Here is a 23,919-nt window from a genome sequence, read left to right as displayed (position 1 = left end):
TCATGTCAACATTTACTAACAGGAGCCTGCAGAGCGTTCACCAGTTTGCGGCATTCAGGCATAGTCCTTGGCGCGATACGCACATATTCAGAAAGCCCAAACGAAGTACAGTCACGCACAATAATTCCATTTTGCAACAGCCTGGCGCGAAATTGGGCCGCTTTTCCAACCTTCACTAAAAAAAAGTTGGTACAGGAAGACAAGGTTTTATGTCCAAGAGCTTTAATTTCAGAAAGTAGATAATCCCGATTAAGACGGATTTGGCGCTCACTGCGCTGAATGTAAGCACCATCATTTAATGCTTGTAATCCAGCCTTCTGCGCAACCGCATTAACATTCCACGGCGGTTTAACTTTATCCAAATTTTCAATAATTTCGGAATTGCCCAAGCCATAACCCAAACGTAACCCTGCCAATGCAAAATCCTTGGTCATACTGCGTATAATCACCAGATTATGGTGACGGGTCAGTAATTCAGCCGAATCCCATGAGTCGCGAGTAAAGGCGATGTATGCTTCATCAATAACAACCAGACCATCAGTGCCGACACCGTCAATTATTGCCTCAATTTCTGCCCCGGAAAGATATTGTCCTGTGGGATTATTAGGATTACAGATAAACACAACTTTCGGTTTTAATTGAATAGCAATTGCCCCACATCGTGCTGAATCAAACTTGAATTGTGTGCTTTCTTCCGCCCAATACTCAATTATTTCCGCGCCGGCAATTTGACAGGCCGTCTCATATTCACCGAAAGTCGGCTTCAAGATTAACGCCTTATTTCCAGGGCCTAAGTAAGCCTGCGCTATCAGCCGGATAATTTCCATACTGCCGGCACCGACAACAACATTATCCTCTGTCAGCTTATTCCGGGCTGCGATAAGACGCCGTAATTCGGTAGAATTTGAATCCGGATAATGGTCTATCACCACATCATTCAGGTTGAAGTTTAGGTTAAACGGATACGGGTTTGAATTTGAACTAAAATCCAAAACGTCTTCGGGTTTGATTTTTAGACGTTCTAATTCGGCAAAATCAGGCCCGCCGTGATAGCAACGTCTCAATACTGATATATTGGGCTTAGCCGACAGCAATAATAACACCCCCTGCCGCAAAACATATGACAAACCAAATCAAAGTGGCTCCATTAATCAATCTTAGTGAGTCATCAATAATCCGAGTGGTCATCAGTCTATTGGGGTCTCCAAGCTTATAATGACCTATTTTCTCAAATTGAACTTCCAGTGCGCCAGCAGCGGCAGCCATTGGCCAACCGGCATTTGGGCTTTCGGTTTTACAATTATCGCGACGGGCGATTTCCAGCGCACGACGCGCTGACATACCGCTAATAACAGATGACAATATGATCAAACCGGCGGTGATACGCGCGGGTATAAAGTTAAGCACATCATCTAACCGAGCCGGAAACTTTCCAAGAAATTCGTACTTGCCGCGGTAGCCCACCATGCTGTCAAAAGTGCTTACCACCCTGAATCCCAGTGCTCCAGGTACACCGAAAATAAGAAAATAAAACAACGGCGTAACCACACTGTCGCATAAGCTTTCTGAAACGGATTCCGCAGTAGCTGATACTAAATACGGCTCAGATAATTTTGACGTGTCCCGGCTTACAAGTCCCCTCAGATCAAACCGTGCTTCACCCAGCTTCCCTGACTCTAGCTGTTTTTTGATGCCTAACGCTGTTTTACGTAAATAGAAAAAACAAAAACTGACTTTTAAAAGTAAACCCGCAACCGCTATAAACAACCAATAATTAATATCTTTCAGCCAATCCAGAAACAATATTAAGGCAATGACCACCCCTGCAGTCAGCAATAAGGTTATAACAATACCGTAAATAAACTGATAGACTTTCCCCCCAATAAATGCGAAGCGTTCTAAAAAAGAAATCGCCTTACCCACCCAGGCCACGGGATGAACCTGGTTAGGAGGATCACCAATAGTGAATTCAATCACCAAGGCGACTATCAAAATATAAATAATATCCAAACAATACCCCTTATCAATACAAAGGCTTACAACGCCCGGTGATGTTTATGACGTAGCTATTACAGCGCCGCGCCATTTTTTATTCTCCCTTTGTGTCCCCGTTAACGCAAGTAAATACTAAATTACCGCTTTTTTTATCGGCAACCATCACCGTTTTTTACATTACCGACCCGAGGCAACACTGCTGGTAATCCAGTTAAAGGATGTTCATGAACATAACTACCGGGACCGTAAACCTGACAAATATTATCCGTCGTAATTACCTCTTGGGGTGACCCAAAGGCGTAGAGTTCCCCACGACGAATAAGCACCAGTTTCTCACAATAATGAGCTGCCAGATTCAGGTCATGAATGGCTGCGATTACCGTCAAATGCCGGCGGTGGCACTCCTCTTTGATCAAATCCAGAACTTCTATCTGGCGGCCAATATCCAGATTGGCGGTTGGTTCATCAAGCAGGATGCCTTCAGTTTCCTGCGCCAAAGCTCTGGCGATCAGGACACTCTGAATTTCACCACCTGAAAGCTCGGATATTCTTCTCTCTGCAAATTGTTGTACACCCGCCCTCTCCATGGCTTCCCAGGCAATAGCAAGATCTTTCTCACTTTCATATTGAAATGTGCCTAAATGAGGGTTTCTACCCATCAGTACAATTTCAAATGCAGTGTACGCGCTTGGCAGCCATGGCGTCTGCGGCACTACACTTATGAGTCTGGCTAGTTCTCTTCTACCAAGCCGGGAAATGTCACAGTTGTTGGCTGTGATCCTACCCCGTATCGGCGACAAAATCCGGCTTAGTGACTTGATTAAAGTTGATTTCCCCGAACCATTCGGGCCAACTAATCCAACCATTTCACCAGGGAGCATGCGAAAACTCACGTCCCTGACTACTGTGTTTTCGCCATAAGCCAGTGATATTTTTTCTAGTTCAATGGTCAGCATAATTAAAATAGCACCTTAGTACGTTTTCGCAATAGATATAGGAAGAATGGAGCGCCGCTAATCGCCGTGATAATTCCGATGGGGATCTCCGTTGGAGCCAGCAAAGTCCTGGCAATGATGTCTGCCACTATCATAAATATTGCTCCTACTAAGGCAGAAAGCGGCAATAAAAATCTGTGATCCGGCCCCCATACCAACCTCACGGCGTGGGGAACAATAATTCCGACAAACCCGATGATCCCGACAAAAGAAACAGCAGCTGCAGTGATTAGGGTGGAAACGGCAAGCAAGATAATTTTTACCTTTTCAACGTCAATGCCTAGTTGTTTAGCCTGTTCTTCACCAAGTTGCATTATATTCAATGCCCGTGCAAATAGGAATATTATGGCAACACCAATCACGATTATTGGCCACGTAATCTTAACTTCAGTCCATTGACTTGAAGAAAAACTACCCATCATCCAAAAAATAATACCATGAATCTTGTCACCGCTAATGGTAATAAGATATGAAACCATAGCTGAAAAGAGAGCTCCCATAGCGACACCTGCCAATATCAGTGTCGTCACCGGTATAACCCCACCAACTCGGGCCAGTATATATACAACGCCCACGCTGACCAGTGCGCCGATAAAAGCAAATATTGGAACTACGCCCGCAGTGCTTCCAAAAATCACTATTGGGAATAAAAATCCTAAAACCGCTCCGAGCGCCGCACCCTGAGCTACACCAATCAAATAAGGATCAGCTAAAGGGTTTCTAAATAATCCTTGATATGAGGCGCCCGCCACCGCTAAAGCTACACCAACAATACAGGCAAGCAGCACCCTTGGCAACCTGATGTTAGTAATAATGACCTCGAACGCCGGAGGCCAGGTTGGCGTAATATCTATGAATGGTAATTTGGAAAACAATATACTGAATGTTTCATTAAACGGAATACTAACACTGCCCAGTGTGGTAGCAAAAACACCCACCAATACCAGAATGATAAATAAAAAGCCAATCGCCAGCGTTCGGCTTCTCCAGGTTTTTGAAATCGCCGCTGCTCTTTCCTGAACGTCAGATATATTCAAATATTCGTTTCCCTTATTAAGTTTGAAGATCAGGATTGGCTTACAAAGGCCAACCCTGATTTTATTTTAACTGAAAAGCTCCGGATGAAGCATCTTTGCTAATTGCTCAAGTGCATCAACCACCCGCGGTCCGGGCCTTCCAACAACGTCCGAGATTACCCCGTAAATCTGGCCATTGCTTCGAGCATCTACCCCGGCTAATAATGGCTCGGTTTGAGCATAAATCAATGGCCCATCTTCACCGGAACCCATTCCAATTTGGGCAATTATCGCCTGAGGATTGTATCCTATAACTGTTTCCAGACTTACTTTTGGATATTTTTCTTCAATATCACCCGAAATATTCAACCCGCCGGCAGCCCCAATCAGACTATGAATAAAAGAAGTTGCACCAATGGTCTGCAACGGATCGTGCCAAACAATATAGAAGGTTTTAGTTAATTGCGACTGACTCAATGTCGCAGTCTTGTTAACAACAATATCAATTCTATCACGAAGAGCCTTAACCAATGGCCCGGTAGTTGCATTCACATTTGAAACTTTCCCCACCAATTCCATTGCCTGCATAACTTCATCAATATTATTCGGACTGACAGCAACCACCGTAAAATCAAGACCTTCAAGTTGAGGAATTACTTTCCCCGCGTGGATGTTAGCGGCAATAATGAGATCTGGTTTTGCGGACGTTATAAGTTCAACATTAACGGTGGAAAAGCCGCCGACCTTCGGTTTGTCCTTGGCGGCTTCCGGATAATTACAGTAAGTCGTAACGCCTACCAGCCTGGACTGCAATCCTAATGCATACACGATTTCTGTATTGCTGGGCGCCAATGAAATAATCTTTTGCGGCTCGGATTTTATCGTTACAGAACGCCCCAGTTGATCAGTAATAGTAAGCGGATAGGTTGTGTCGGCATACACCTCCTCCGGTTCCCCCGCTTTACACCCCGTCAAAGCGCTGACGCCAATGACTGCGATAAGCACTGTAATGATCGAAATAAGATATTTTGGACCTTTCATGTTTCCCTCCTTGGAATCATATCGTTGGCTTTAGCATGACCTACTAACGGTTACAGCAGGCGGTTCTTTCCCAGACTATCACCGGAATTCCATCAGCAAAGACATAAAAACGACCCGGACATGGAACGCTCGGTTATTTTTCATGTATCAGGTGAACAATTCCGGATGCAATAATTTCGCCATCTGCTCAAGACCTTCAACCAATCGTGGGCCTGGACGACCGGTAAAATCATCATTCATACCATAAATAGCCCCGTTGATTTTGGCTTCAGTCGTATCCAATCTGGTATCGGTAAGGGCAAACTGGTAAGCATAATCGCCCATTGCCTCACTCGCGGAAGCCAGTATTATTTGAGGATTACGGCTAATTAGCTCTTCAAGCTGAACTGCATCGCCTTGATTTTCAGCAAAAATATTGACGCCACCTGCGGCTTCTATCAAAGCAGACCCGATCGCATGACCGCCATAAACGTACATCGGCTCAGGCCAGATGATATACACCGTCCGTGGTTTGTTTGCGGTTGTTAGTCCACCGGTTTTGTCGGTTACTGCCTTTACTCTGGCTTTCATATCAGAAATGATTTGTTCAGCATTTTTAGAAGCACCAGTGACTTTTCCAATAAGCTCTATTGATTCATATACATCTTGAAAACTCGCCACGCTGGTGCCTTTTACGACAACGACAACGGTTTTCGGGAGCAGTTTGGTTAATGTATCGACAACGCCTAATTCAACTGCTGAAATATCAGCTAGTATTAAATCAGGTTCAGCAATAACAATTGCCTCGGTACTTAACCCAGATAATGTACTACCTACCTTTGCTTTACTGGTTGCAGCGGGCGGATAGTCACTATAATCATCTACCGCAACAACTTTATCTCCTAAGCCAAGTGCAAAGACAATTTCCGTATGACTTGGTATTAATGACACGATCCTGTTTGGAATCTCACTAACATTCAATTGTCGCCCGGCATGATCTGTAATAGCTCCGGGGGCGTTTTCACTACTACACCCAACTAACACAATAGCCACAAGCATCGACGCCGCCAAAACACTCAATACCTTAAATAGCCTGTGTTTCACCCTTGACTCCCATAGTTTTTTCATGACCTATCCACCTTCCTTAATATATTTGAATCCAAATAACTGTCAGACTCTGTAATTACTTGCATATTTTGACCCGCTTAAAGTAGTAAGACATATTTTATCAAGTAGTCTTGTTTTATATAAGGTCTATTTGCGTATAATATAACGCAATACGACCGTGATGTCAAGCAACTTTGGGGGGACTATTTACGTTTGAAGTAGGATTTTACTAATTCAATACCGGCGTCACCGGTACAAAGTGGTTGAAGCTCACGACTGTCGTCTCTATAGACGGTAATCCCTTTTAGTCCTGATTCATACGCCATATTAAAAACTGACGCTATATCTTGCCGTGTAGCCTCTTTTGGAAAATTAACCGTTTTAGAAACAGCATTATCTGTGAATTCTTGGAAAGCAGCCTGAATTTTAACATGCCATTCAGGACTGACCTGGTGAGCGGTTACAAATACACTTCTAATGTATTCTGGAACATCCTTCTGCTCATGCAGGTGGTTGCATGTCACCAACCGATGCAATAGATCCAGCGAACACACCCCTGCTTCTTTGGCCGCCTTTTCAAAATGGGAATTAACCTCAAGTAGATTCTCCCCATCTAAAATATTACGCACAAAAACCGCGGCAAACACCGGTTCAATCCCACTGGAACACCCGGCAATAATGGACAATGTACCTGTCGGCGCCACTGTTGTGCAGGCGGCGTTGCGAATCGGTTCACCACCTTCAACGTCAAAGATGCTGCCCTTGAAAGCTGGAAAGGCGCCTCTCTCCCTGGCTAATTGCCTTGAGGTTTCATGAGCTTTATCCCGAATAAACCGCATCACCTCCCGTGCGATTCCCACGGCACGGTCGGAATTGTAAGGAACACCCATTTGATACAACATATCAGCGAATCCCATAACGCCGAGTCCGATTTTACGCGTACGTTTGGTCATCTCTTCTATTTTGGTAATCGGAAATTTATTTACGTCAATAACATTATCCAAAAATCTAACTGCCAGCGGTACAACATCGCTTAAGGTGTCAAAATCAACCCCAATCTTGTCGCCGTCATTCTTGACCATTCTTGCCAGATTGATGGAACCCAAATTACATGATTCGTACGGCAGAAGTGTTTGCTCACCGCAACCGCTGATTATTTCAATCCGTCCCAGTTGGGGTGTGGGATTAGCCGCATTAATCTGGTCAATAAATACGAATCCAGGGTCACCGGTCATTCAGGCTTGATCAACTATCCTGTCAAAAACAGCCTTTGCATTCAACCATCCGGATATCTGTCCATTTCGCGGATTAATCAGCGGGTAGTCCTGACGACTCTTTACCCGTCGCATAAAATCATCGGTAACCGCAATAGAAATATAAAAATTAGTGAGGGACAAAGGATCGGCCTTGGCTTTAATAAAATCCATTATATCCGGATGGTCAACTGGTAAAACTACCGAATTACAACCTCGGCGAATCCCCCCCTGCCGCACATAATCAGCGGCTTTAGAAAAAACGTCAATGAGTGCCACCGGACCGGTTGCAGCTTCAACCCGGCCGTCGACCATATCGCCGACCGGCCTGACATGGGCAAAGGAAAACCCGGTGCCACCGCCGCTTTTATGAATTAACGCCGTGTATTTGACGGCATCAAATATCGCCTCAATAGAATCTTCAACCGGTAATACAAAACAGGCTGATAATTGTCCGCTGGTCGTCCCCGCATTTAAAAGTGTTGGGGAATTTGGTAAGAACAACAAACCGGTCATAATCCGATAAAATTCGTCGGCGATAGACCTTACACATGTATCAGAAGAATATTTACGTTCAGCGGCGGCGACGGCGTCAGCCACTCGGCGAAACATTTCAGCGGGAGTTTCAACCACTTCCCCCCGGCTGTCTCGCCTGAGATACCGTTTTTCCAAAACACGAAGGGCATTAGGCGTCAGATTCAAGAGACTGTCAATGGCTGGCGCTGCCATTAATAAACCCTCACCGCCTTGTCCCCAATACGTTTCATATCAAGCGTAAGTATGGTGACATTGTCCATATGTTTTTTGGCTCTTTCAGCGGCTATCTCAACTTCTTCGTTTGTTGCCGCCCGCCAGGGACATTCCGGGACCGGAAAATATGCGTCAATACGGAATGAGATATTAGGATCAACTGAGGCGACGAATTGGGCTACTCTTTCAACCTCGTCAGCCTCAATAAGTTCTGGAATATAGACCACCTCAGCGTGAAGGTTCTTACCTGCTTTGGCGATTGCCTCAAAATTTTTCAAAGCTGTCTTATTAGATCGCCCTGTATATGCCTTAAAAACATCTTCAGAGTAAGCCTTTAAGCTGAATATAACTTGATCAATATCTTCCAAATTCGGCATAACCATGCCGTTGGTCAGTAAAATATTGTACGAATTCCACTTTTCATGGAGTTCCTTCGCCAGTTGAGGCAATTCCGGATCCAGGGCGGCTTCAGTCCCCATAAACACCGCGTATTTAATCTCCAGCGGTTTCAGGTAGGCTATTACTTCGTCATAGGACAAAAATTTGTCCGGTGGTGCCTGTCGTTCACGGTTTTTAATATCTTCCAACGCATCGTCATATAAGCCAAAATCATATAGTTCCCAGTTGGTATAACAGGCGCGGCAATCCAGTGTGCATTTTGTCCAGATATGAATATCCACAGAACCATAAGATGGTTCATAAGCAATATGATATACCTTCAACAGTCAACTCCTTCACGAGATGGGAACTTGCCGCCCCCGTATTCAGAAATTAGTTTTAGAATAAATATGTATCTAAAGTTTAGATTAGTTTGCTCCGGGGAATTATACCATAAGTTACACATATTAACATCATCTGAGCCCGTATTACGGCAATTTTTAGATAATCACCTTTAGCCCTTATAATTGGGGTAGCCAATGAACGATTTAAACTTGTTGATTGCCTTCGGAGGCGGAGTAGTCGCCTTTATTTCTCCGTGCGTTTTGCCAATGATTCCAGTCTATCTGGTGATCCTGGCTGGCCCCGAATTCCTGGATAATTCGTCGCCTGTTAGCAGGCAGGTGCGTCTTTCTATCTTTAAACATGCTGTGGCATTTATCGCCGGATTCAGCATTATTTTTACAGGTCTGGGGTTCATTGCTGGTATTTCCGGCAACCTGATAAGTCCTGAATCTCCCGTCATACGATATATTTCTGGATTTATATTCTTTGTGTTGGGAACTTTCATGCTAGCCGCCATTCGTTTCCCCCAATTAAATTTGGAAAGGCGAATTCATCTCCCCGCTGGTCGCCAGGGTTTGCTTCGGTCCTTTGTTACCGGGACGGTTTTCACTCTTGCCTGGACGCCGTGCGTCACACCGGTACTAGGCAGCATTCTGACGTTGGCGGTCGGCGGCACTGATGTTTACTATTCCACCGGGCTGCTGATGCTCTTTTCGTTAGGGATGGGTATCCCACTATTAATCATCGCTTTTTTTGCCGGAACCGCCCTTTCTGCCATCCGGCGTTTTAAAGGTATCTTCATTTGGCTTTATGCTGCTGGAGGCCTAGTATTGGTGCTTACCGGGTTGTTAATATTGACCGGCAAGTTAAACCTCCTGTCGGTGTAAACAAGGAGTGTAATTTGAAATTAAAGCTGTCTATCTATCTTTTTGGTATGATCACCCTTTTATTTTCTGGGTGTAGTAATAAGTCAATTGATGCCACACCGGCAAACTTTTCATTGTCGGATTTATACGGCAATGCCACCTCGCTCAGTCAGTTTGCCGGCGAACCGGTAATCATTAATTTTTGGAGACTGGACTGCCCGGGATGCATTAAGGAACTGCCTTTTATTCAGGCAGTTTATACCAATCAAACTACGGCAACTAACATAATTACTATTGCTATCAGGGATTCCCAGAGTGCGTTGACCCAGTTTATGGTTGAAAATGCCTACACCTTTCCGGTCCTTCAGGATAAATTCGGAACGGTGACGGCCGAATATGACGTCAGATTCACCCCCACCACCTATTTTATCAACAGTTATGGGAAAATTGCCGATATTAAAGTCGGCCCTTTCGCAAATATTAATGAACTTGAAAATTTCCTGAAAAGACTAGATTAAAACAGTCCAGAAATGCGCCATACTTTCTGCCGCTGGGTTCGGCGGGGTACGGTGATGTATAATATGTGCTACGTACACAATCCTGTTGATGAGGTGTCAAATGACAGACGATATACTTAACGAAGCCAGTAATATTGCTCAATGCCGGGAATGCCCCTGGTACAAGTCTTGTGCTATGCCGATGCGCTTTTCACCAGGAGATATCCAGCGTCAATTGGAATCCCAGCAAGGAACCACTTCAGGCATACCGGATGACGCGATAATGCAGGGGATGATGGCTAATATGGCTCAAGCCGTTCAAAATTCTATGGTTGAGGCCTGCCCGGTTTTCATCCAGCGTCTGCGCACTTCGCCGAAACTGGCCGAGCGCATAAAACGTATCATGCAGAATTGGTCAGATGATAACGCCTAAATTATTTTATTGAAATACTGAGCTTCAATATAGTCGGCGGCTCCTTGAACTGATTGTTCCACCACTGATGACAAGCCGCCGGTCACCAGATCGGGTATTGATTCCGGTTGACAGGCTAAAATTGTCACTGTCACTTCCGCATCGTCTCTCAATTCTTTAAGTAAATTAAGACTGGGCGCCAGATGCAATGAAAAATCATGGCGCTTGATAGCCGGTACTTCATCAATTTTGACTTTAAAGATTTCGCCGATTTCCCGACCGCAATCCAGTGCATCAACGATGATAACTTCTTTCGGGCGTTTTGGGCTGAGTATCAGGTCAAAAAGAATTTCACGCACCCCTGTTCCGACATCCAACACCGCTGCATAAGACGGCACCCGGCCGCGGCGTTCTAATTCCTCCGCCACGGCCGGGCCAAATCCATCATCCCCAAAGAGCGGATTACCCACTCCCATAATCAAGAGATCCTTACGGTAGTAATCCGGCACATATTCCATTAGTGATTTTTCAAGGTCTCTATGAGTTCCCCGTCAGCACTGACAATATCCAGTTTACAGGCTAACTGCCCGTTCAAATCATGGCTGGCACAGGAAAGACAAGGATCATAAGCGCGAATAGTCATTTCCACCGTATTCAGAATCCCTTGGTCGTATTTGCCGTCCTTTATCAGCAGCTTGGCGGCCTGTTTGACAGACATGTTAATCGGCGCGTTATTCTGACAAGTGGCCACAATCAGATTAGCTGCAGTAACCAGTCCGTTTTCATCGGTGGTATAGTCGTGGATAAGAGTGCCGCGTGGCGCTTCAGTGCAACCAACGCCTCTGGCCGCCCTCGGGGTGACCGGAACCCTGGTCTCAGTACTGGTGATTTCAGGGTCATTCAGCAGTTCCAGAGCTTTTTCAGCGTTGTACAATATTTCAATGAGACGTGCCCAGTGGAAAAGCATCGTCTGTTGAGCCGGCCGACCAAAGGCCGCCCGGAATTCTTCAAGTTCAGCCTGAGCCAATGGAGTGCTGATTTTATCGGACACATTCATCCGTGCCAGTGTATTGACCCGATAAATACCATTGGGATTCTCCGGATCCATGGAAAATTCACCCCATTTTTTATTGTAAGGAAATTTGACGTATGACCATGGCTCTATATGCTCCGTGATATAGTCCAGATAATCTTTCGCTTCAAAATCCTCATAATTCCCTTCCGGGTCCATCATACGAAGCTTACCGTCGTACAGATCCAGTGTCCCATCATCTTTGACTGTGCCTAAAAAGCCGGTTTTAATGACTCCTACCGTTTTGACGACATCAATATAGGCTGGGAAAATGTTTTTCTTGGCATAGTCAATGGAGAACTTGGCAAGTTCAAAAGCCTGTTCCGCCATCGGGATAAGCTGTTTGCGTTCATCTTCAGTCATCGGTTTGGAGAATCCTCCCGGGACCGCTGCGGTGGGGTGAATGCTCTTGCCGGCAATAATCTCCAGCATATGGGCACACATATGACGCACCTTGACCACGTTACGGGCGACATCCGGCAGTTTTTGCGCGATACCAAAAACGTTACGCACCGCATAGTCCGCATCAGGTCCCATCACAAAATCGCCCCCACCCAGGAAGTAGAAGTGAAGGATATGTTCTTCCATAAAGGCAATACTGTTGCACAATTCTCGTAATTTACGCCCGGCCGGTGGCGGAGTGACGCCGAAAACAGCGTCACAGGCTTTAGCCGATGCCAAGTGATGTGACCACGGACAAACACCGCAAATACGGGTAGTAATGCGCGGCATTTCCTCTACCGGACGCCCGATACAGAAACGTTCAAAACCCCTTAATTCCAACACATTTACCTGAGTGTCGGCAACATTTCCGGCATCATCAAGTTTAATGGTTATCTTCGCCCCGCCTTCAATACGGGAAACTGGCTGAATTACAATTTCTTTCATTTTTTTCTCTCCTAATCCCTTATTTACGGGCCGGCATCGGGCGTAGACGCCCGGCGCCGATAAAGCGGTTAAAAGTAGCCATCCGGTCTTCAATCTGCTTGGGGTCAAGCCCGACAGATGAAAGGGCTCCCATCATATCCACCATCGGATTAGCTCCGGCCCGAATGGGACCGTAGCAACCCCGGCAAGCGGTATAGGCTTTGATACACCGCGGTGTCTTCTCTGATCCGCCGCACCCGGTGCGGGTCGCCGGTCCCAAACAAAGAATGCCCTGTTCGTTCAAGCAACGCATATTGTCATATCGTCCCGGCGTGAATTCTGGAGCCTGTAGCGGTCGTCGGATATCCACCTGAGCTTTCTTTTCCCGGACAGTAGGACAATCATCACAAACACTGCGCTCCGGCAGACTAAAGGTCTTCCCCTCTAAAAGCGCCACCAGCGCACCGGCAATCCATTCTGGAGTCGGCGGACAACCAGGGATAGAAACATCAACTTTGATAACCTCATTGACCGAATATACCCTGTCGGTCAATGCCGGCAGGCCTTCCGACGGGTTTTCACCGGACTGGGTACTGACACCTGAACGGTAGTTAGTCTCATAAATGTCATCATTGGAATACATATTGCCTAACGCCGGGATACCCCCGAAATTGGCGCAGGACCCTAACGAAATAATTACCTTGCACTTCCGGCGCATTTCTTCGGCCAGTTCTTTATTTTCCTGGGTGCGGATGCTTCCGGTAATGATACCGACGTCGGCATCCGGGATTTCCATCTGGGATTTTTCACCAGTCTGTCCAAAAAGCTTGTGGTCCATCAAAACCGGAATGTGAACAAACTCCAGACTGGGCAACAGGTCCAACAGCGGCTCGCCAATGTCCAGAATAGACACTTCGCAGCCTCCACATACCGCGAACCATTCCTCGGCTACACGTACCATGATTGGGTCCTCCTTATGTTTTTTCAACCTTACCTGAAGATAATACCGGTAACCAGTCAACCGGCGGAGCGGTTATCTCTAACTACCAGCCACCACACGCCGGGTAAACAAGTAGTACTTCTCATTCTCATTGAGCTCTTTTACTTCAAATCCTTCAGCCGAATATTTTTCCAGATGGGGACGATACTCCGTTTCAGAATCATAGGTTTCCCCATCCCACATGAATTTCCGTCCATCAAAAAAGCGTGCTAACTCCATTTGCATCATCCTTACATCCTATACGGACTGGGACCCAGGCTCTTTAGCTCGGCCACCATATCTGTCACAATCTGTGCGAAGCGAGCCCCCTCTGACGCCGACACCCATTCCAGCCGGTAGCGCTCTTCTTCCAGGCCAAAATCCTGCAGCATCAGCTGAATAGCCTCAGCCCGTGACTCGGCCTTTAAGTTGCCCTCCCGGTAGTGACAATCTCCAGGATGACAACCGCACATAAGCACCCCATCCGCGCCTTTGGTCAACGCATCAATCACCAGGTTGGGATGGACCATACCGGAACACATCACTCTGATAATACGCACATTATGGGGATATTGAATGCGGGATACACCGGCTAAATCAGCCGCCGCATAAGAACACCAATTGCAGGCAAAACAAATGATTAAAGGTTGGTAACCACTGTCCTGCTCGGTTTCAGATTTTTCCGTTGTAATCATCGTACTCACAATCATTCCACCTTTTTAAGCCGGAGTCAGAATTGAGGCAACCATTTCGGACAATTCGTCCAGATAGTAGTTTTTCACCATAATCCCCTTTTTAGGGCAGGTCGCCATGCACACACCGCAACCATGACACTTGGCCGGATCAGCCTCAACTGTCTTTTTCAAGCTGCCGTTTGAATTATATTCTATGAGGGTGATGGCATCATAGGGGCAAGGATCAACGCAATAGGCGCATCCGTCACAATTTTCATCAAGCACCTCGGAAACACAAGCCTCAAGCTGGATATTATCCTTGGATAATATAGCAGCAGCCTTGGCCGCCGCAGCCCCAGCCTGCGCGATGGATTCTTCAGCCAATTTCGGGCCATGGGCTAAACCAGCTAAAAATACCCCTTCAACCGGCGAGTCCACCGGCCTCAGTTTAATATGGGCTTCCATCAAAAAGCCGTCTTCGGAATGAGGCAATTTCATCAACTTTGCCAAACTTTGATCCGCATCGGGTACAATTCCGGCCGATAATACCACCAGTTCTGCCGGGATATTTAGTCTGGCGTTCAGCACCGAATCAATTACTGAAATTTTCAGCCGGCTACCATCAACTATAACGTCAGGTTTGGAATTTTCTTCAAAGCGGATAAATCTGACGCCCAGTTTGCGCGCTCGGCTGTACTCTGATTCATGCAGGCTGTAGGTGCGGATATCCCGATATAAAATGAACACTTCAGTTTCCGGCCTGCGGGCTTTCAATTTAATGGCATTTTTAACAGCCTGAATACAACACAACCGGCTGCAGTAAGGGTGAGCCTCGTCTCTGGAACCAACACATTGAATCATTACCACGGTACGAGCATCAATCCTGTCCGTGCTCAATCGTTCCTCTAATTCAAGCTGGGTTATTACCCTTGAGTCCTGTCCGTACAGGTATTCCCCAGGGCGATATTCCGACGCTCCGGTTGCTACAATAACGGCACCAGCCTTTATTTCGTGGTTGTCACCATCATGTTTAAAATCAATGACAAAATTGCCCGCAGAGCCTTCAAACGAAGTTACTTCAGAATTTAAAAACAACTTCACCCTCGGATGAATCTTGACCCGCTCGATAAGTTCCTTCAATTTAATCTGTGGCTCCCGGCCGGGTTCCCCAATTTTCACTCGTTTAAGATTACCGCCCAGGTCCCCGCTTTTTTCCAACAGGTAGGTTTGATATCCGGCATCAGCTAAATCAATTGCAGCAGACATACCGGCCAGACCGCCGCCAACAACCAGGCCTTCATTACTCACCGCCATATGACCGGGATAAAGCGGCTTCAAATGAGTAACCTTAACTGCGGCTAATCGGATGATGTCCTTGGCCTTGGCAGTAGCCGCTTCAGGCTGATTCATGTGAACCCAGGAACATTGATTCCGGATATTGGCAATTTCCAGCAGGTGCGGATTCAACCCGGCTTCACGCATCGTATCCTGAAACAGCCCTTCATGGGTCCTGGGAGTACAAGCAGCAATTATGACCCGGCTCAAATCATTTTCAATAATCGCCTGTTTAATTTTTTCACCCGCATCGGAGGCACAGGCAAAAAGAGTATCATCAACAAATGTCACATTGGGAATAGTTTTCGCATCTTCAACTACCTCAGGAATACTGACTACTGAAGATATGTTTTTTCCGCAATGACACACGAATATCCCGATTTTTGGATTTCCATCACTAATGGGCCGTTCCGCCGGATTTACCCGTTCTTGTATCAGTTCGCCCTTTTTATCAGCTAATAAAGCCAAAACTCTGGATGCTGCAGCCCCGGCCTGGATGACTGTTTCTGGAATATCCTTCGGTGCTGTAAAAGCCCCGACGGCATAAACACCTGCCACGCTGGTGGCTACAGGGTCCAAACCTTCAGTCACACAAAACCCATCACCGGTAGTTTTAATGCCCAGTTTAGCCGCCAATTCCTGTCCGGCCGCTGCGGGCCTTAACCCACAGGAAAGCATCACCATTTCAAATCTTTCGTCTCTGATCTTGCCTTGTTCATCCTGATAACGAATTATCAGTTCATCATTGGAAGGAACCTGCTTAATTGATGATGGCTGACATCTAACATATCTCACGCCGGCTTTTTTTGCGCGCTCATAATAGGATTCAAAACCTTTGCCATAAGCCCGAATGTCAATATAGAAAATGGTTACTTCTGTATCCGGATAATGCTCTTTCAATATCAGGGCTTCTTTGGTCGCGTACATGCAACAAACCGCAGAACAAAAATCGGCACCCGTTTCCCGAGACCCGACACACTGGATGAAGGCCACTTTCTTGGGTAACTCGCCGTTGGAAGGTCTCATCACCTTGCCGGCCGAAGGACCCGATGCCGAAAGCATACGTTCAAATTGCAAACTGGTCAATACATCCGGATATCGGCCGTAACCTAGCTGTGGCTTTTCTTCGGCGGCAAACAGATCGTACCCCGGGGCTATCACAATGGCCCCTACATTCAGCTCTAATTCCTCATCGTCTTGATCTAAAAGAATAGCGTTGGCTTCACAAAACTTTTCACACGCTCGGCAACCTTTGCCTTTTATAAAATAAATACAGTGGGCTTTATCAATAACCGGCACATTCGGCACCGCCTGGGAATACAGGGTATATATCGCCTTGCGGTTTGCCAGTCCATGATCAAATTCGCTGCTGGTTTTTGCCGGGCACTTTTCAATACACACATTACACCCGGTGCATTTGGATTCATCCACACATCGGGCTTTTTTATGTACCTTCACCCTGAAGTTACCGGGCTCCCCGTCATAACTAACTACTTTTGAATTGGTCAGTAATTCTATATTAAGATGCCGGTCAATATTAACCAGGCGCGGTGACACGGTACACATGGCACAGTCATTAGTCGGAAAGGTTTTATCCAGTTGAACCATTTTGCCGCCGATTGCCGGAGCTTCATCCAGCAGATATACCTTGATGCCCGCTTCAGCCAGATCCAATGCAGTCTGCATGCCGCCTACCCCACCGCCGATCACCAAGGCAGCGCCAACTTTGGTCTTATCCACCATATTAAGTCGCCCTCGCCAGTACTTTTTCAGATTCCACAAAATGTTTACCCAGCATCAATTCCCTCTCAGGAATACCCAAAGCCAGCGCAATCAATTCTGTAAAATAATATATCGGCATATCGTACGTCTTACCTCTTTTTGCCAGATCTTCCTGCCGTATATCAAGGTTTAACTGACAAAACGTACAGGGCACCGCCACCGCAGTTGCACCAACCGCTTTAGCATCGTCCAAAATCCGGGAGGTCAGGTCAAGCACGACATCCGGCCTGGTAATTGACAGTGAACCGCCGCAACATTCCACTTTGTGAGACCAATCCAACGTCTTAATACCTATCGCGCTGAGGATTCGGTCCATGGTGACCGGATATTCGGGATTATCTCTGAATTGTGTTTCCTTGTGAGGCCGAACCAGAAGACAACCGTAATAACTAACAACTTTTAAATGGGATAAATCCCGCTTTACCAGTGTTTTTAATTTTTCCAGATTCTGATCAAGGGCTAATATTTCCAATGGATGTAACACAGAGATGTCTTTTTGAAATGTATGTCCAATGATATCTTCAATCTCATGTCTAATTCTGCGATCGTCTTCATGTTCATATTGGGCTATCTTGAATCGGTTATAACACGCTGTACACGGAACCATGACCTCATCAAGCCCCATTTTTTCAACCTCGGCCAGATTTTTCAGAGGCAATGTATCGGCTAACAATACCGAAGCGTTATGGGCCAGAGTTGAACCGCAACAGACCCAATTTTTCGGTTCTTCAAGTTCAATATCCAGCGCCTTAAAGACATGTTGCAATGAGTTGTCATATTCTTTGCCTGTTGAACGTAAGGAGCAGCTGTTGTAATACGCGTATTTCATGAACCAGCCAGCTCCTTTTCCTTTTGGGCTACCCGCTCAAATATCCTTTTCATTTCCCCCGCGTTCTGCGAGTGTGGCAATACATCCAGCTTACCTTTTTTCAGCATACGGATCCCAAGGCCGGCATCCCGCGCCAATGTCCCGGTTTTCAGAGTTAACAGTCCTGCAACTCCGGCTTCATACATCATCCCGAATCTTTTAACCAGACTTAGTCCGGTGCGGTAAAACGCCGCCACCGCCGGTTCCTTAGGCTTAATCCCCTCTTTCATGGCAATATTGGCCAACGCATCCATCACTTGTAACAAACCGGTATCCTGAGGGCAACGGCTGGTACAGGTTCCGCAGGCGACACATAGCCAATAGGTATTGCTATTCAATACTAATTCTTTCAATCCCAGACGCACCGCGTGAATCACCTGTGTCGGAGTCATATCCATATATTCGTTCAAGGGACAACCGCTTGTACATTTACCGCATTGATAGCACATATTGGCATCAATACCATGCATTGCCTTGATATTAGAGGAAAATTCACTGACATGACCCGGAAGTAGCTCATACTCAGGCACCGGATTTGAATCAGGCACAGTTCAACACCTCAACCTCGGTTTCAAATTTTTCCACATACATCCAGCCCCTGTCCGCAATATTTGAAGCCTGCAAAAGCCTTGATAAACATGCCGTGCGACAGCACTAATAAGCAGTACTATATCCAAAGTACCATGTTGGAAAATATTATCGTAAAGAAGGTTTTTTGTCAATCAACCAGAGCCATCAAAGCGTTTTTACCATATATGATGAATGCAGTGTGTAGCCTTGTTCACGATAATATGATCTGGCCCCCACTCCGGACAATATGGCCGCATACTGCGCTCCGTACTCTTCACGGGCGATTTGCTCTGCTTCGCTTAGCAGACGCCGGCCATAACCCCGGTGTTGTACGCTTTCATCGTTGCGGTCACCTATGGCAAGCTCGGAGCCGTATACATGCAACTCCCGAATCAGGGCAACGTTTTCATACTGGTCTGCCAGTTGTTTGGGTATTTCAGCTTGAATTCTCAACCGCAGCAATCCGAACAAAGTATCGTATTCATCTTCAAACGATAGGAATATTTCATGACCGGCTGATGCCTGGTAGTCAGTCCGTTTCAGCCCGGGAGTCCCGATTTTTAGTTTTCTCTTCAGGCGATGTCCGTATTCCCGGCATCTGATACAACGGCAAAATAGGCCTTCCTCTTCTAATCTCGTTCTGACGCCATCCCGCAGGGAATTCTTCAAACCGCCGGAAACATATTCTGCCGGAATATCCCTTAAAACCCGGGAAATACGCACATAACCGGGAATAGTCTTTTTCATATCGGCGATTAATCCGGTCATAGTTTCATCAGAATACGGCTGGTAACGCCCGTTTTGATGCCACTCTTCTAATATGGTCCCTTCTACCACCATCGTTGGGTAGAGCTTTAACCCATCCGGCCGATAATCAGGATTTTTAAAAATTTCCTGCGTCAGTTCCAGGTCATGTTCCGGAGTAGAACCCGGCAATCCAGGCATCCAATGGTAATGCACTTTCAGTCCGGCGTTGCGAAGCCTTCTGCTGGCGTCGGCGACAGCGGCAATATCATGCCCGCGGCCGACAATTTCATAGATTTTATCGTCCAGCATCTGCACGCCCAATTCCACCCGGGTCGTGCCCCAGGCAACCATGCGTTCAATTTCCGCATCCCCGCACACATCAGGTCGGGTTTCCAGACACAAACCTACCGCTCGGTGCTGTGCCGTCTCATTGAGACCTTGCGCTTCCGACAAAGACTCTGACACCCGCCCATTCAGCGCGTCAAAACAGTCCTTGATAAACCTGTATTGAAAGGAAATCGACGTGGCCAGAAAAGTACCGCCCATAATGATGAGTTCCACTTTATCAGTTGGGTGTCCCATGTCCTGAAGGATTTTCAGACGAAGATCGACTTGTTCTGCGGCGTCATAATCTCTGGAGGCCGCCCGCATCACCGCAGGAGAATGCGGAGTGTAGCTCCGGGGAGTATTGTTAAAATCCGGGCAATAGATACATTTGCCGGGACACCCGGCCGGCGGCGACATTACGGCGATAGGCGTCACGCCTGATATTGTTCGTGTGCTCTTCTTCATTATATACTGTTCAATTATACAGGACTTACGGAGTGTAATGAATTCTATTGATGCTTGACCATAAAAAGGCCGAATTTGATGCTATCGCCCCTGGCTGGTATAACTTCCGTCACTACACCATTTTTGGTAGTGAGCTGACCGCCCTAGCTGACCGCTGGATTGAAGGTAAATTGCTGAACGCCGGTTGCGGTCATGGTGCAGACTTCCTTCCATTCCGAGGCCGCTTTGAATTGTCTGGCATTGACCTGTCGTCAGAAATGCTGAAATATGCCGCCAAATATGCCGCCAAACACCAATTTGACGTCAAGTTAGACCTTGCCGACATGCGGTCACTGCCATTTCCAGATAGCCATTTTGACCAGGTGATTGCTGTAGCCAGCCTCCATCACATAAAAACCCGATCGGAACAGTTACTTGCCTTGCAGGAAATTAAACGGGTCTTAAGACCGGAAGGCGAACTGTTTTTGACGGTCTGGAATGCCGGGCAGCCAAAATTCTGGTTCACGCGCCGTGACACCTTCATTCCCTGGCGTACAGGTGGCAGAAGTGTCAACCGTTTCTACCATCTATTTACCTACGGGGAGATAAAAAAGCTGGCCCGCCGTGCCGGTTTTGAAATAATTTCCATCAGCCCGGAGGCTAATCACAAAGGACTTTTCAAATATTTTTCCCGCAATATTTGTCTCCTGCTTAGAAAACCTGCATCATAATTTGTTTGCAGCCTGATAAACTGATAACATTTATCCGTCACCTGACCATTTACCTGAAAAAGGAGAATGATATGCTAGTCAATATTACCTGTCCCAAATGCGAAACCAGTGGCGGTTTTTCCATCAGCGATGCACAGTACATCGGCCCTTACCGTTGCTGGAAATGCCGGGCAGCCATGAAGATCCATCTAGAGCAAAACAGTTTGGAAAGCTGCGAGTTGATGAGCGAAGAAGAGTTTAGCCGTTTTGAACAGGAGATGGAAATCCGCCGCCGAGCCAAAGGCGGCAGATAGAATTTTTTCAGGCTCCCTCAGTTTGTTTTACAAGTATTTGATTAAGGCAGGCACTCATGCCCGTTATAAGTATTGAAATGCACGAAGGTCGTACCATCGCTCAGAAGAAACAACTCGTCGAAGGCATCACCGCTGAATTCGTTAAAATCGGCACTCCAGCGGAAAAGGTCACCATTATCTTTCGGGACGTCCCGAAACATGACTGGGCCAGCGGCGGTAAACTAGCCGCCGAGTCGTCCATTCGCCAGCTGTAAAATCTGAAACTTATAAGTCGGAAGCCTTACCCAGAGCTTTGTTGCCTGAAGCAACAGGTTTCAGCGTCATTATCACCGCATCCTCCCGATTATCGGTGTAATAAGCCCTCCTTACCCCCATTTCCACAAAACCGAGACTGGCATACAAACGTTGCGCTTCGTAATTGGACATCCTGACTTCCAATGTTACACAGTCAGCCTGCCGTTGCTTAGCCTGGTCTATCAACTCTTGCAGAATCAGCGTCCCAAGCCCTTGTCGCCGATACTCGCTTTTTACCGCTACTCCGATGATATGAGCTTCGCCGGCCATGATCCAAAAACCGGCAAAGGCAATGATTTTTCCCTGGTCTTTCCCGTGTGGCGTCAGCCACCTCTTTACTTTACCAGAAATCCCGTCCTCTTCATTTTCGATATCGCTTTGTTCTATAACCGCCGTTTTTTCAACCAAGACCAGATAAGAAGCCAGTTGGTTTTCCAGTTCCCGATAAAAATTCATCGGCGGCCACATGGTGGGAAAGGCCTCCCGATCAATGGAAGCTACCTGTGTTACGTCTTTCCGGTTCATCGGTCTGACGATATAGTCAGTGTTCATTGTGTAATCCAACAAATCAGGCAGCCCTTCATGGTTGCCGTTCGTCTCGCTGTAAAAATTCTTTGTACCTGAGCTTTGCAGCTGCCTCAGCCTCACTGAATGAACAACCACAATAGGTTTGACGATATAGCCACGGTCGCTGTTTGGTCATTCGTCGGCTTTCACTGTAGCTTTTCCGTATGTCAGCATACTTGAATCTGGATCCGGTTTCACCTGTCGCCCTTAACGCCTGATCTATGACGGACTGATGATCTTGTTGCAGGCTGATTAACAGACTGCTGGTAAAACCATCATAACCAGCCCCTTCTGCATATTCCCTAGTTTTAACGAGTCGGATAGAATAGCAACCAATGCATCGGTTTTCGCCTCTATTCCCGATTGCGGCGTAATAATCTGCCGGGTTGTAGTCGTTCTCCCAGATCAACTCAATAGACTTGCCTTTAAGATAGGCACCCAGCGATTCCAACCGCTGCTGATGCTCCTTATTAGGGTGAATATTTGGGTTATACCAGTAGGCCGTAACGTCATAACCTTGTTCGCGCCAATACTGAAGAGTATAGGCGGAACAGTGCACACAGCAACAGTGTACCAGTAAACGGGGGCAATTCATTTTTTCAATATACTACAGCTTATTCGGAGCTTTCAACCTGATTTGAAAATCTACAGCAGCGGATTCTGCTGGTTTCCTCTACGGCTGTGCTTGATCTTCAAATGAGCGTACGCTCTTGGTGTAGCCACCCGCCCACGCGATGTCCGCTCTAAAAATCCTAGCTGCATCAGATACGGCTCGTAAATATCCATAATGGTATCGGCATCTTCACTGATTGCCGCTGCCAGTGTTTCCAATCCAACAGGTCCGCCGGAAAATTTTTCAATAATTGTTTTTAGCAGGTGATGGTCAATACTATCCAGACCAACATCATCCACTTCCAACCTGCCCAGCGCCGCAACGGCAATCTCCTGATCAATGAACCCGTCACCCCTCACCTGCGCGTAATCCCGTACTCGCTTTAATAGACGATTGGCTACCCTCGGCGTACCTCTTGCGCGACAAGCGAGCTCCCGCAGTCCTGGAGTGTCAGCTGTGACACCCAATATGTTAGCACTCCGTTTGACAATAGCCTCAATGTCGGGCTCAGTATAATAGTCCAGCCGGAATACCGAACCGAACCGGTCCCTTAATGGCGAGGATAACATGGCATAGCGAGTAGTAGCCCCTATAAGTGTAAACGGCGGCAGTTTCAACCTCAAGCTTTTGGCACCCGGGCCTTTGCCAATTACTATATCCAAAGCAAAATCTTCCATGGCTGGATACAGGATTTCTTCAACAGCCCGTCCCAACCGATGAATTTCATCAATAAATAAAACATCATGAGGTTGGAGCCCGGTCAAAATGGCTGCTAAATCACCGGCTCGTTCAATGGCCGGCCCGGCGGTAATCCGGATACTTACCCCCATATCCCGGGCAATTATGTGAGCTAATGTCGTTTTACCTAATCCCGGCGGCCCATACAGCAGTACATGATCAAGTGCTTCCCCGCGTTCCCTGGCCGCGGCCATGGCGATATCCAGATTGTCACGTAGCTTGGCTTGCCCGATAAAGTCATCCAGCGATTTCGGTCTTAAACTGGTATCAAGACCATCGTCTTCATTATTGTTTTGACTGGAAATAATTCGTTCTGTCATAAAATACTGTCGGCATTATATCATAAACCTAAACTTTTCTGACCTGTTTCCAAGGTGCCCCTAC

The 23,919-nt window shown here is 46.7% G+C and carries 25 protein-coding genes and 1 pseudogene; 6 read left to right on the top strand and 20 right to left on the bottom strand.

What is annotated here, in order from left to right; translation table 11 throughout:
• Nucleotides 1-5: 5 nt before the first annotated feature.
• From hisC to V8247_RS08125, 8 genes and pseudogenes are all read right to left on the bottom strand, one after another.
• Entirely contained in the window at nucleotides 6-1,103 is a 1,098-nt protein-coding gene (hisC, locus tag V8247_RS08160; protein WP_338737359.1) for a histidinol-phosphate transaminase, read from the bottom strand.
• Nucleotides 1,081-2,010: a cobalamin biosynthesis protein gene (locus tag V8247_RS08155; protein WP_338737358.1), complete on the bottom strand. Its 930-nt coding sequence runs from the start codon at nucleotides 2,008-2,010 to the stop codon at nucleotides 1,081-1,083. Before V8247_RS08155 ends, hisC begins: the two co-directional genes overlap by 23 nt.
• 134 nt (nucleotides 2,011-2,144) lie before the next feature.
• Nucleotides 2,145-2,951, bottom strand: a complete 807-nt coding sequence (locus V8247_RS08150) for an ABC transporter ATP-binding protein (RefSeq protein ID WP_338737357.1) — start codon at nucleotides 2,949-2,951, stop codon at nucleotides 2,145-2,147.
• A 2-nt stretch (nucleotides 2,952-2,953) separates the two neighbouring features.
• Nucleotides 2,954-4,027 (bottom strand): FecCD family ABC transporter permease, encoded by a 1,074-nt coding sequence (locus V8247_RS08145; RefSeq protein ID WP_375340865.1) that lies wholly within the window; start codon nucleotides 4,025-4,027, stop codon nucleotides 2,954-2,956.
• 66 nt (nucleotides 4,028-4,093) lie between these two features.
• Nucleotides 4,094-5,047 carry a cobalamin-binding protein gene (locus V8247_RS08140; protein WP_338737356.1) on the bottom strand — a complete coding sequence of 318 codons (954 nt, stop codon included), beginning with the start codon at nucleotides 5,045-5,047 and terminating at the stop codon, nucleotides 4,094-4,096.
• 147 nt (nucleotides 5,048-5,194) lie between these two features.
• Nucleotides 5,195-6,154 carry an ABC transporter substrate-binding protein gene (locus V8247_RS08135; protein ID WP_338737355.1) on the bottom strand — a complete coding sequence of 320 codons (960 nt, stop codon included), beginning with the start codon at nucleotides 6,152-6,154 and terminating at the stop codon, nucleotides 5,195-5,197.
• 182 nt (nucleotides 6,155-6,336) lie between these two features.
• Nucleotides 6,337-8,115 (bottom strand): annotated as a pseudogene (locus V8247_RS08130) (adenosylcobalamin-dependent ribonucleoside-diphosphate reductase).
• The gene (locus V8247_RS08125) at nucleotides 8,115-8,858 is read right to left on the bottom strand and encodes a radical SAM protein (RefSeq protein WP_338737354.1); all 744 of its coding nucleotides are present in this window, start codon (nucleotides 8,856-8,858) and stop codon (nucleotides 8,115-8,117) included. The pseudogene V8247_RS08130 and the gene V8247_RS08125 overlap by 1 nt, the downstream one beginning before the upstream one ends.
• A gap of 195 nt (nucleotides 8,859-9,053) precedes the next feature.
• Between V8247_RS08125 and V8247_RS08120 the strand changes: the two genes are divergently transcribed.
• The 3 genes from V8247_RS08120 (at nucleotide 9,054) to V8247_RS08110 (ending at nucleotide 10,655) form a co-directional block, all read left to right on the top strand.
• Nucleotides 9,054-9,746, top strand: a complete 693-nt coding sequence (locus V8247_RS08120; protein ID WP_338737353.1) for a cytochrome c biogenesis CcdA family protein — start codon at nucleotides 9,054-9,056, stop codon at nucleotides 9,744-9,746.
• A gap of 14 nt (nucleotides 9,747-9,760) precedes the next feature.
• Nucleotides 9,761-10,243 (top strand): TlpA disulfide reductase family protein, encoded by a 483-nt coding sequence (locus V8247_RS08115; RefSeq protein ID WP_338737352.1) that lies wholly within the window; start codon nucleotides 9,761-9,763, stop codon nucleotides 10,241-10,243.
• Between the two features lie 100 nt (nucleotides 10,244-10,343).
• Entirely contained in the window at nucleotides 10,344-10,655 is a 312-nt protein-coding gene (locus tag V8247_RS08110; RefSeq protein WP_338737351.1) for a hypothetical protein, read from the top strand.
• On the opposite strand, the gene V8247_RS08105 is transcribed toward V8247_RS08110, so the two are convergent.
• The 9 genes from V8247_RS08105 to V8247_RS08065 all read right to left on the bottom strand — a co-directional run bounded on the left by V8247_RS08105 (nucleotide 10,652) and on the right by V8247_RS08065 (nucleotide 20,359).
• A complete protein-coding gene (locus V8247_RS08105) occupies nucleotides 10,652-11,152 on the bottom strand; it encodes a hydrogenase maturation protease (RefSeq protein WP_338737350.1) in 501 nt (166 codons plus the stop codon). The genes V8247_RS08110 and V8247_RS08105 overlap by 4 nt on opposite strands.
• Complete coding sequence (locus tag V8247_RS08100) at nucleotides 11,152-12,594, bottom strand: Ni/Fe hydrogenase subunit alpha (RefSeq protein ID WP_338737349.1); 1,443 nt, start codon at nucleotides 12,592-12,594, stop codon at nucleotides 11,152-11,154. Before V8247_RS08100 ends, V8247_RS08105 begins: the two co-directional genes overlap by 1 nt.
• Nucleotides 12,595-12,613: 19 nt before the next feature.
• On the bottom strand, nucleotides 12,614-13,534 hold the full coding sequence (locus V8247_RS08095; protein WP_338737348.1) for a methyl viologen-reducing hydrogenase: 921 nt from the start codon (nucleotides 13,532-13,534) through the stop codon (nucleotides 12,614-12,616).
• Nucleotides 13,535-13,612: 78 nt separating this feature from the next.
• Complete coding sequence (locus V8247_RS08090) at nucleotides 13,613-13,801, bottom strand: hypothetical protein (protein WP_338737347.1); 189 nt, start codon at nucleotides 13,799-13,801, stop codon at nucleotides 13,613-13,615.
• Between the two features lie 2 nt (nucleotides 13,802-13,803).
• Nucleotides 13,804-14,247, bottom strand: coding sequence for a hydrogenase iron-sulfur subunit (locus V8247_RS08085; protein WP_338739362.1), 444 nt, complete (start codon nucleotides 14,245-14,247; stop codon nucleotides 13,804-13,806).
• 24 nt (nucleotides 14,248-14,271) lie between these two features.
• Nucleotides 14,272-17,304, bottom strand: a complete 3,033-nt coding sequence (locus V8247_RS08080; protein ID WP_338737346.1) for an FAD-dependent oxidoreductase — start codon at nucleotides 17,302-17,304, stop codon at nucleotides 14,272-14,274.
• Between the two features lies 1 nt (nucleotide 17,305).
• Nucleotides 17,306-18,172 (bottom strand): CoB--CoM heterodisulfide reductase iron-sulfur subunit B family protein, encoded by an 867-nt coding sequence (locus V8247_RS08075; RefSeq protein WP_338737345.1) that lies wholly within the window; start codon nucleotides 18,170-18,172, stop codon nucleotides 17,306-17,308.
• Nucleotides 18,169-18,759: a 4Fe-4S dicluster domain-containing protein gene (locus V8247_RS08070; RefSeq protein ID WP_338737344.1), complete on the bottom strand. Its 591-nt coding sequence runs from the start codon at nucleotides 18,757-18,759 to the stop codon at nucleotides 18,169-18,171. Before V8247_RS08070 ends, V8247_RS08075 begins: the two co-directional genes overlap by 4 nt.
• 187 nt (nucleotides 18,760-18,946) lie before the next feature.
• Nucleotides 18,947-20,359: a tRNA uridine(34) 5-carboxymethylaminomethyl modification radical SAM/GNAT enzyme Elp3 gene (locus tag V8247_RS08065; protein ID WP_338739360.1), complete on the bottom strand. Its 1,413-nt coding sequence runs from the start codon at nucleotides 20,357-20,359 to the stop codon at nucleotides 18,947-18,949.
• Between the two features lie 11 nt (nucleotides 20,360-20,370).
• Here V8247_RS08065 and V8247_RS08060 point away from each other — a divergent pair, with 11 nt between their 5' ends.
• From V8247_RS08060 to V8247_RS08050, 3 genes are all read left to right on the top strand, one after another.
• Entirely contained in the window at nucleotides 20,371-21,030 is a 660-nt protein-coding gene (locus V8247_RS08060) for a class I SAM-dependent methyltransferase (protein ID WP_338739358.1), read from the top strand.
• Between the two features lie 71 nt (nucleotides 21,031-21,101).
• Nucleotides 21,102-21,323: a hypothetical protein gene (locus tag V8247_RS08055; protein WP_338737343.1), complete on the top strand. Its 222-nt coding sequence runs from the start codon at nucleotides 21,102-21,104 to the stop codon at nucleotides 21,321-21,323.
• A gap of 56 nt (nucleotides 21,324-21,379) precedes the next feature.
• Nucleotides 21,380-21,577 carry a tautomerase family protein gene (locus V8247_RS08050; RefSeq protein ID WP_338737342.1) on the top strand — a complete coding sequence of 66 codons (198 nt, stop codon included), beginning with the start codon at nucleotides 21,380-21,382 and terminating at the stop codon, nucleotides 21,575-21,577.
• A gap of 10 nt (nucleotides 21,578-21,587) precedes the next feature.
• On the opposite strand, the gene rimI is transcribed toward V8247_RS08050, so the two are convergent.
• The 3 genes from rimI to ruvB are packed head-to-tail and all read right to left on the bottom strand — an operon-like array spanning nucleotide 21,588 to nucleotide 23,855.
• Complete coding sequence (gene rimI, locus V8247_RS08045) at nucleotides 21,588-22,169, bottom strand: ribosomal protein S18-alanine N-acetyltransferase (protein WP_338737341.1); 582 nt, start codon at nucleotides 22,167-22,169, stop codon at nucleotides 21,588-21,590.
• A gap of 28 nt (nucleotides 22,170-22,197) precedes the next feature.
• On the bottom strand, nucleotides 22,198-22,779 hold the full coding sequence (locus V8247_RS08040) for an epoxyqueuosine reductase QueH (protein WP_338737340.1): 582 nt from the start codon (nucleotides 22,777-22,779) through the stop codon (nucleotides 22,198-22,200).
• Between the two features lie 50 nt (nucleotides 22,780-22,829).
• The gene (ruvB, locus tag V8247_RS08035; protein ID WP_338737339.1) at nucleotides 22,830-23,855 is read right to left on the bottom strand and encodes a Holliday junction branch migration DNA helicase RuvB; all 1,026 of its coding nucleotides are present in this window, start codon (nucleotides 23,853-23,855) and stop codon (nucleotides 22,830-22,832) included.
• Between the last annotated feature and the right edge of the window lie 64 nt (nucleotides 23,856-23,919).

The organism is Dehalogenimonas sp. W, from assembly GCF_037094495.1.
Taxonomy (GTDB): domain Bacteria; phylum Chloroflexota; class Dehalococcoidia; order Dehalococcoidales; family Dehalococcoidaceae; genus Dehalogenimonas; species Dehalogenimonas loeffleri.
Note: the sequence above shows the minus strand (reverse complement) of the source record. Positions and strands in the feature narration are given on the sequence as shown.

Excerpts from the sequence above, each read along its gene's own strand:
- V8247_RS08150 (WP_338737357.1), bottom strand. The coding sequence starts at position 2,951 with ATGCTGACCATTGAACTAGAAAAAATATCACTGGCTTATGGCGAAAAC.
- V8247_RS08140 (WP_338737356.1), bottom strand. The coding sequence starts at position 5,047 with ATGAAAGGTCCAAAATATCTTATTTCGATCATTACAGTGCTTATCGCA.
- V8247_RS08135 (WP_338737355.1), bottom strand. The coding sequence starts at position 6,154 with ATGAAAAAACTATGGGAGTCAAGGGTGAAACACAGGCTATTTAAGGTA.
- V8247_RS08120 (WP_338737353.1), top strand. The coding sequence starts at position 9,054 with ATGAACGATTTAAACTTGTTGATTGCCTTCGGAGGCGGAGTAGTCGCC.
- V8247_RS08110 (WP_338737351.1), top strand. The coding sequence starts at position 10,344 with ATGACAGACGATATACTTAACGAAGCCAGTAATATTGCTCAATGCCGG.
- V8247_RS08105 (WP_338737350.1), bottom strand. The coding sequence starts at position 11,152 with ATGGAATATGTGCCGGATTACTACCGTAAGGATCTCTTGATTATGGGA.
- V8247_RS08100 (WP_338737349.1), bottom strand. The coding sequence starts at position 12,594 with ATGAAAGAAATTGTAATTCAGCCAGTTTCCCGTATTGAAGGCGGGGCG.
- V8247_RS08095 (WP_338737348.1), bottom strand. The coding sequence starts at position 13,534 with ATGGTACGTGTAGCCGAGGAATGGTTCGCGGTATGTGGAGGCTGCGAA.
- V8247_RS08090 (WP_338737347.1), bottom strand. The coding sequence starts at position 13,801 with ATGATGCAAATGGAGTTAGCACGCTTTTTTGATGGACGGAAATTCATG.
- V8247_RS08085 (WP_338739362.1), bottom strand. The coding sequence starts at position 14,247 with ATGATTACAACGGAAAAATCTGAAACCGAGCAGGACAGTGGTTACCAA.
- V8247_RS08080 (WP_338737346.1), bottom strand. The coding sequence starts at position 17,304 with ATGGTGGATAAGACCAAAGTTGGCGCTGCCTTGGTGATCGGCGGTGGG.
- V8247_RS08075 (WP_338737345.1), bottom strand. The coding sequence starts at position 18,172 with ATGAAATACGCGTATTACAACAGCTGCTCCTTACGTTCAACAGGCAAA.
- V8247_RS08060 (WP_338739358.1), top strand. The coding sequence starts at position 20,371 with ATGCTTGACCATAAAAAGGCCGAATTTGATGCTATCGCCCCTGGCTGG.
- V8247_RS08055 (WP_338737343.1), top strand. The coding sequence starts at position 21,102 with ATGCTAGTCAATATTACCTGTCCCAAATGCGAAACCAGTGGCGGTTTT.
- V8247_RS08050 (WP_338737342.1), top strand. The coding sequence starts at position 21,380 with ATGCCCGTTATAAGTATTGAAATGCACGAAGGTCGTACCATCGCTCAG.
- rimI (WP_338737341.1), bottom strand. The coding sequence starts at position 22,169 with ATGAACACTGACTATATCGTCAGACCGATGAACCGGAAAGACGTAACA.
- V8247_RS08040 (WP_338737340.1), bottom strand. The coding sequence starts at position 22,779 with ATGAATTGCCCCCGTTTACTGGTACACTGTTGCTGTGTGCACTGTTCC.
- ruvB (WP_338737339.1), bottom strand. The coding sequence starts at position 23,855 with ATGACAGAACGAATTATTTCCAGTCAAAACAATAATGAAGACGATGGT.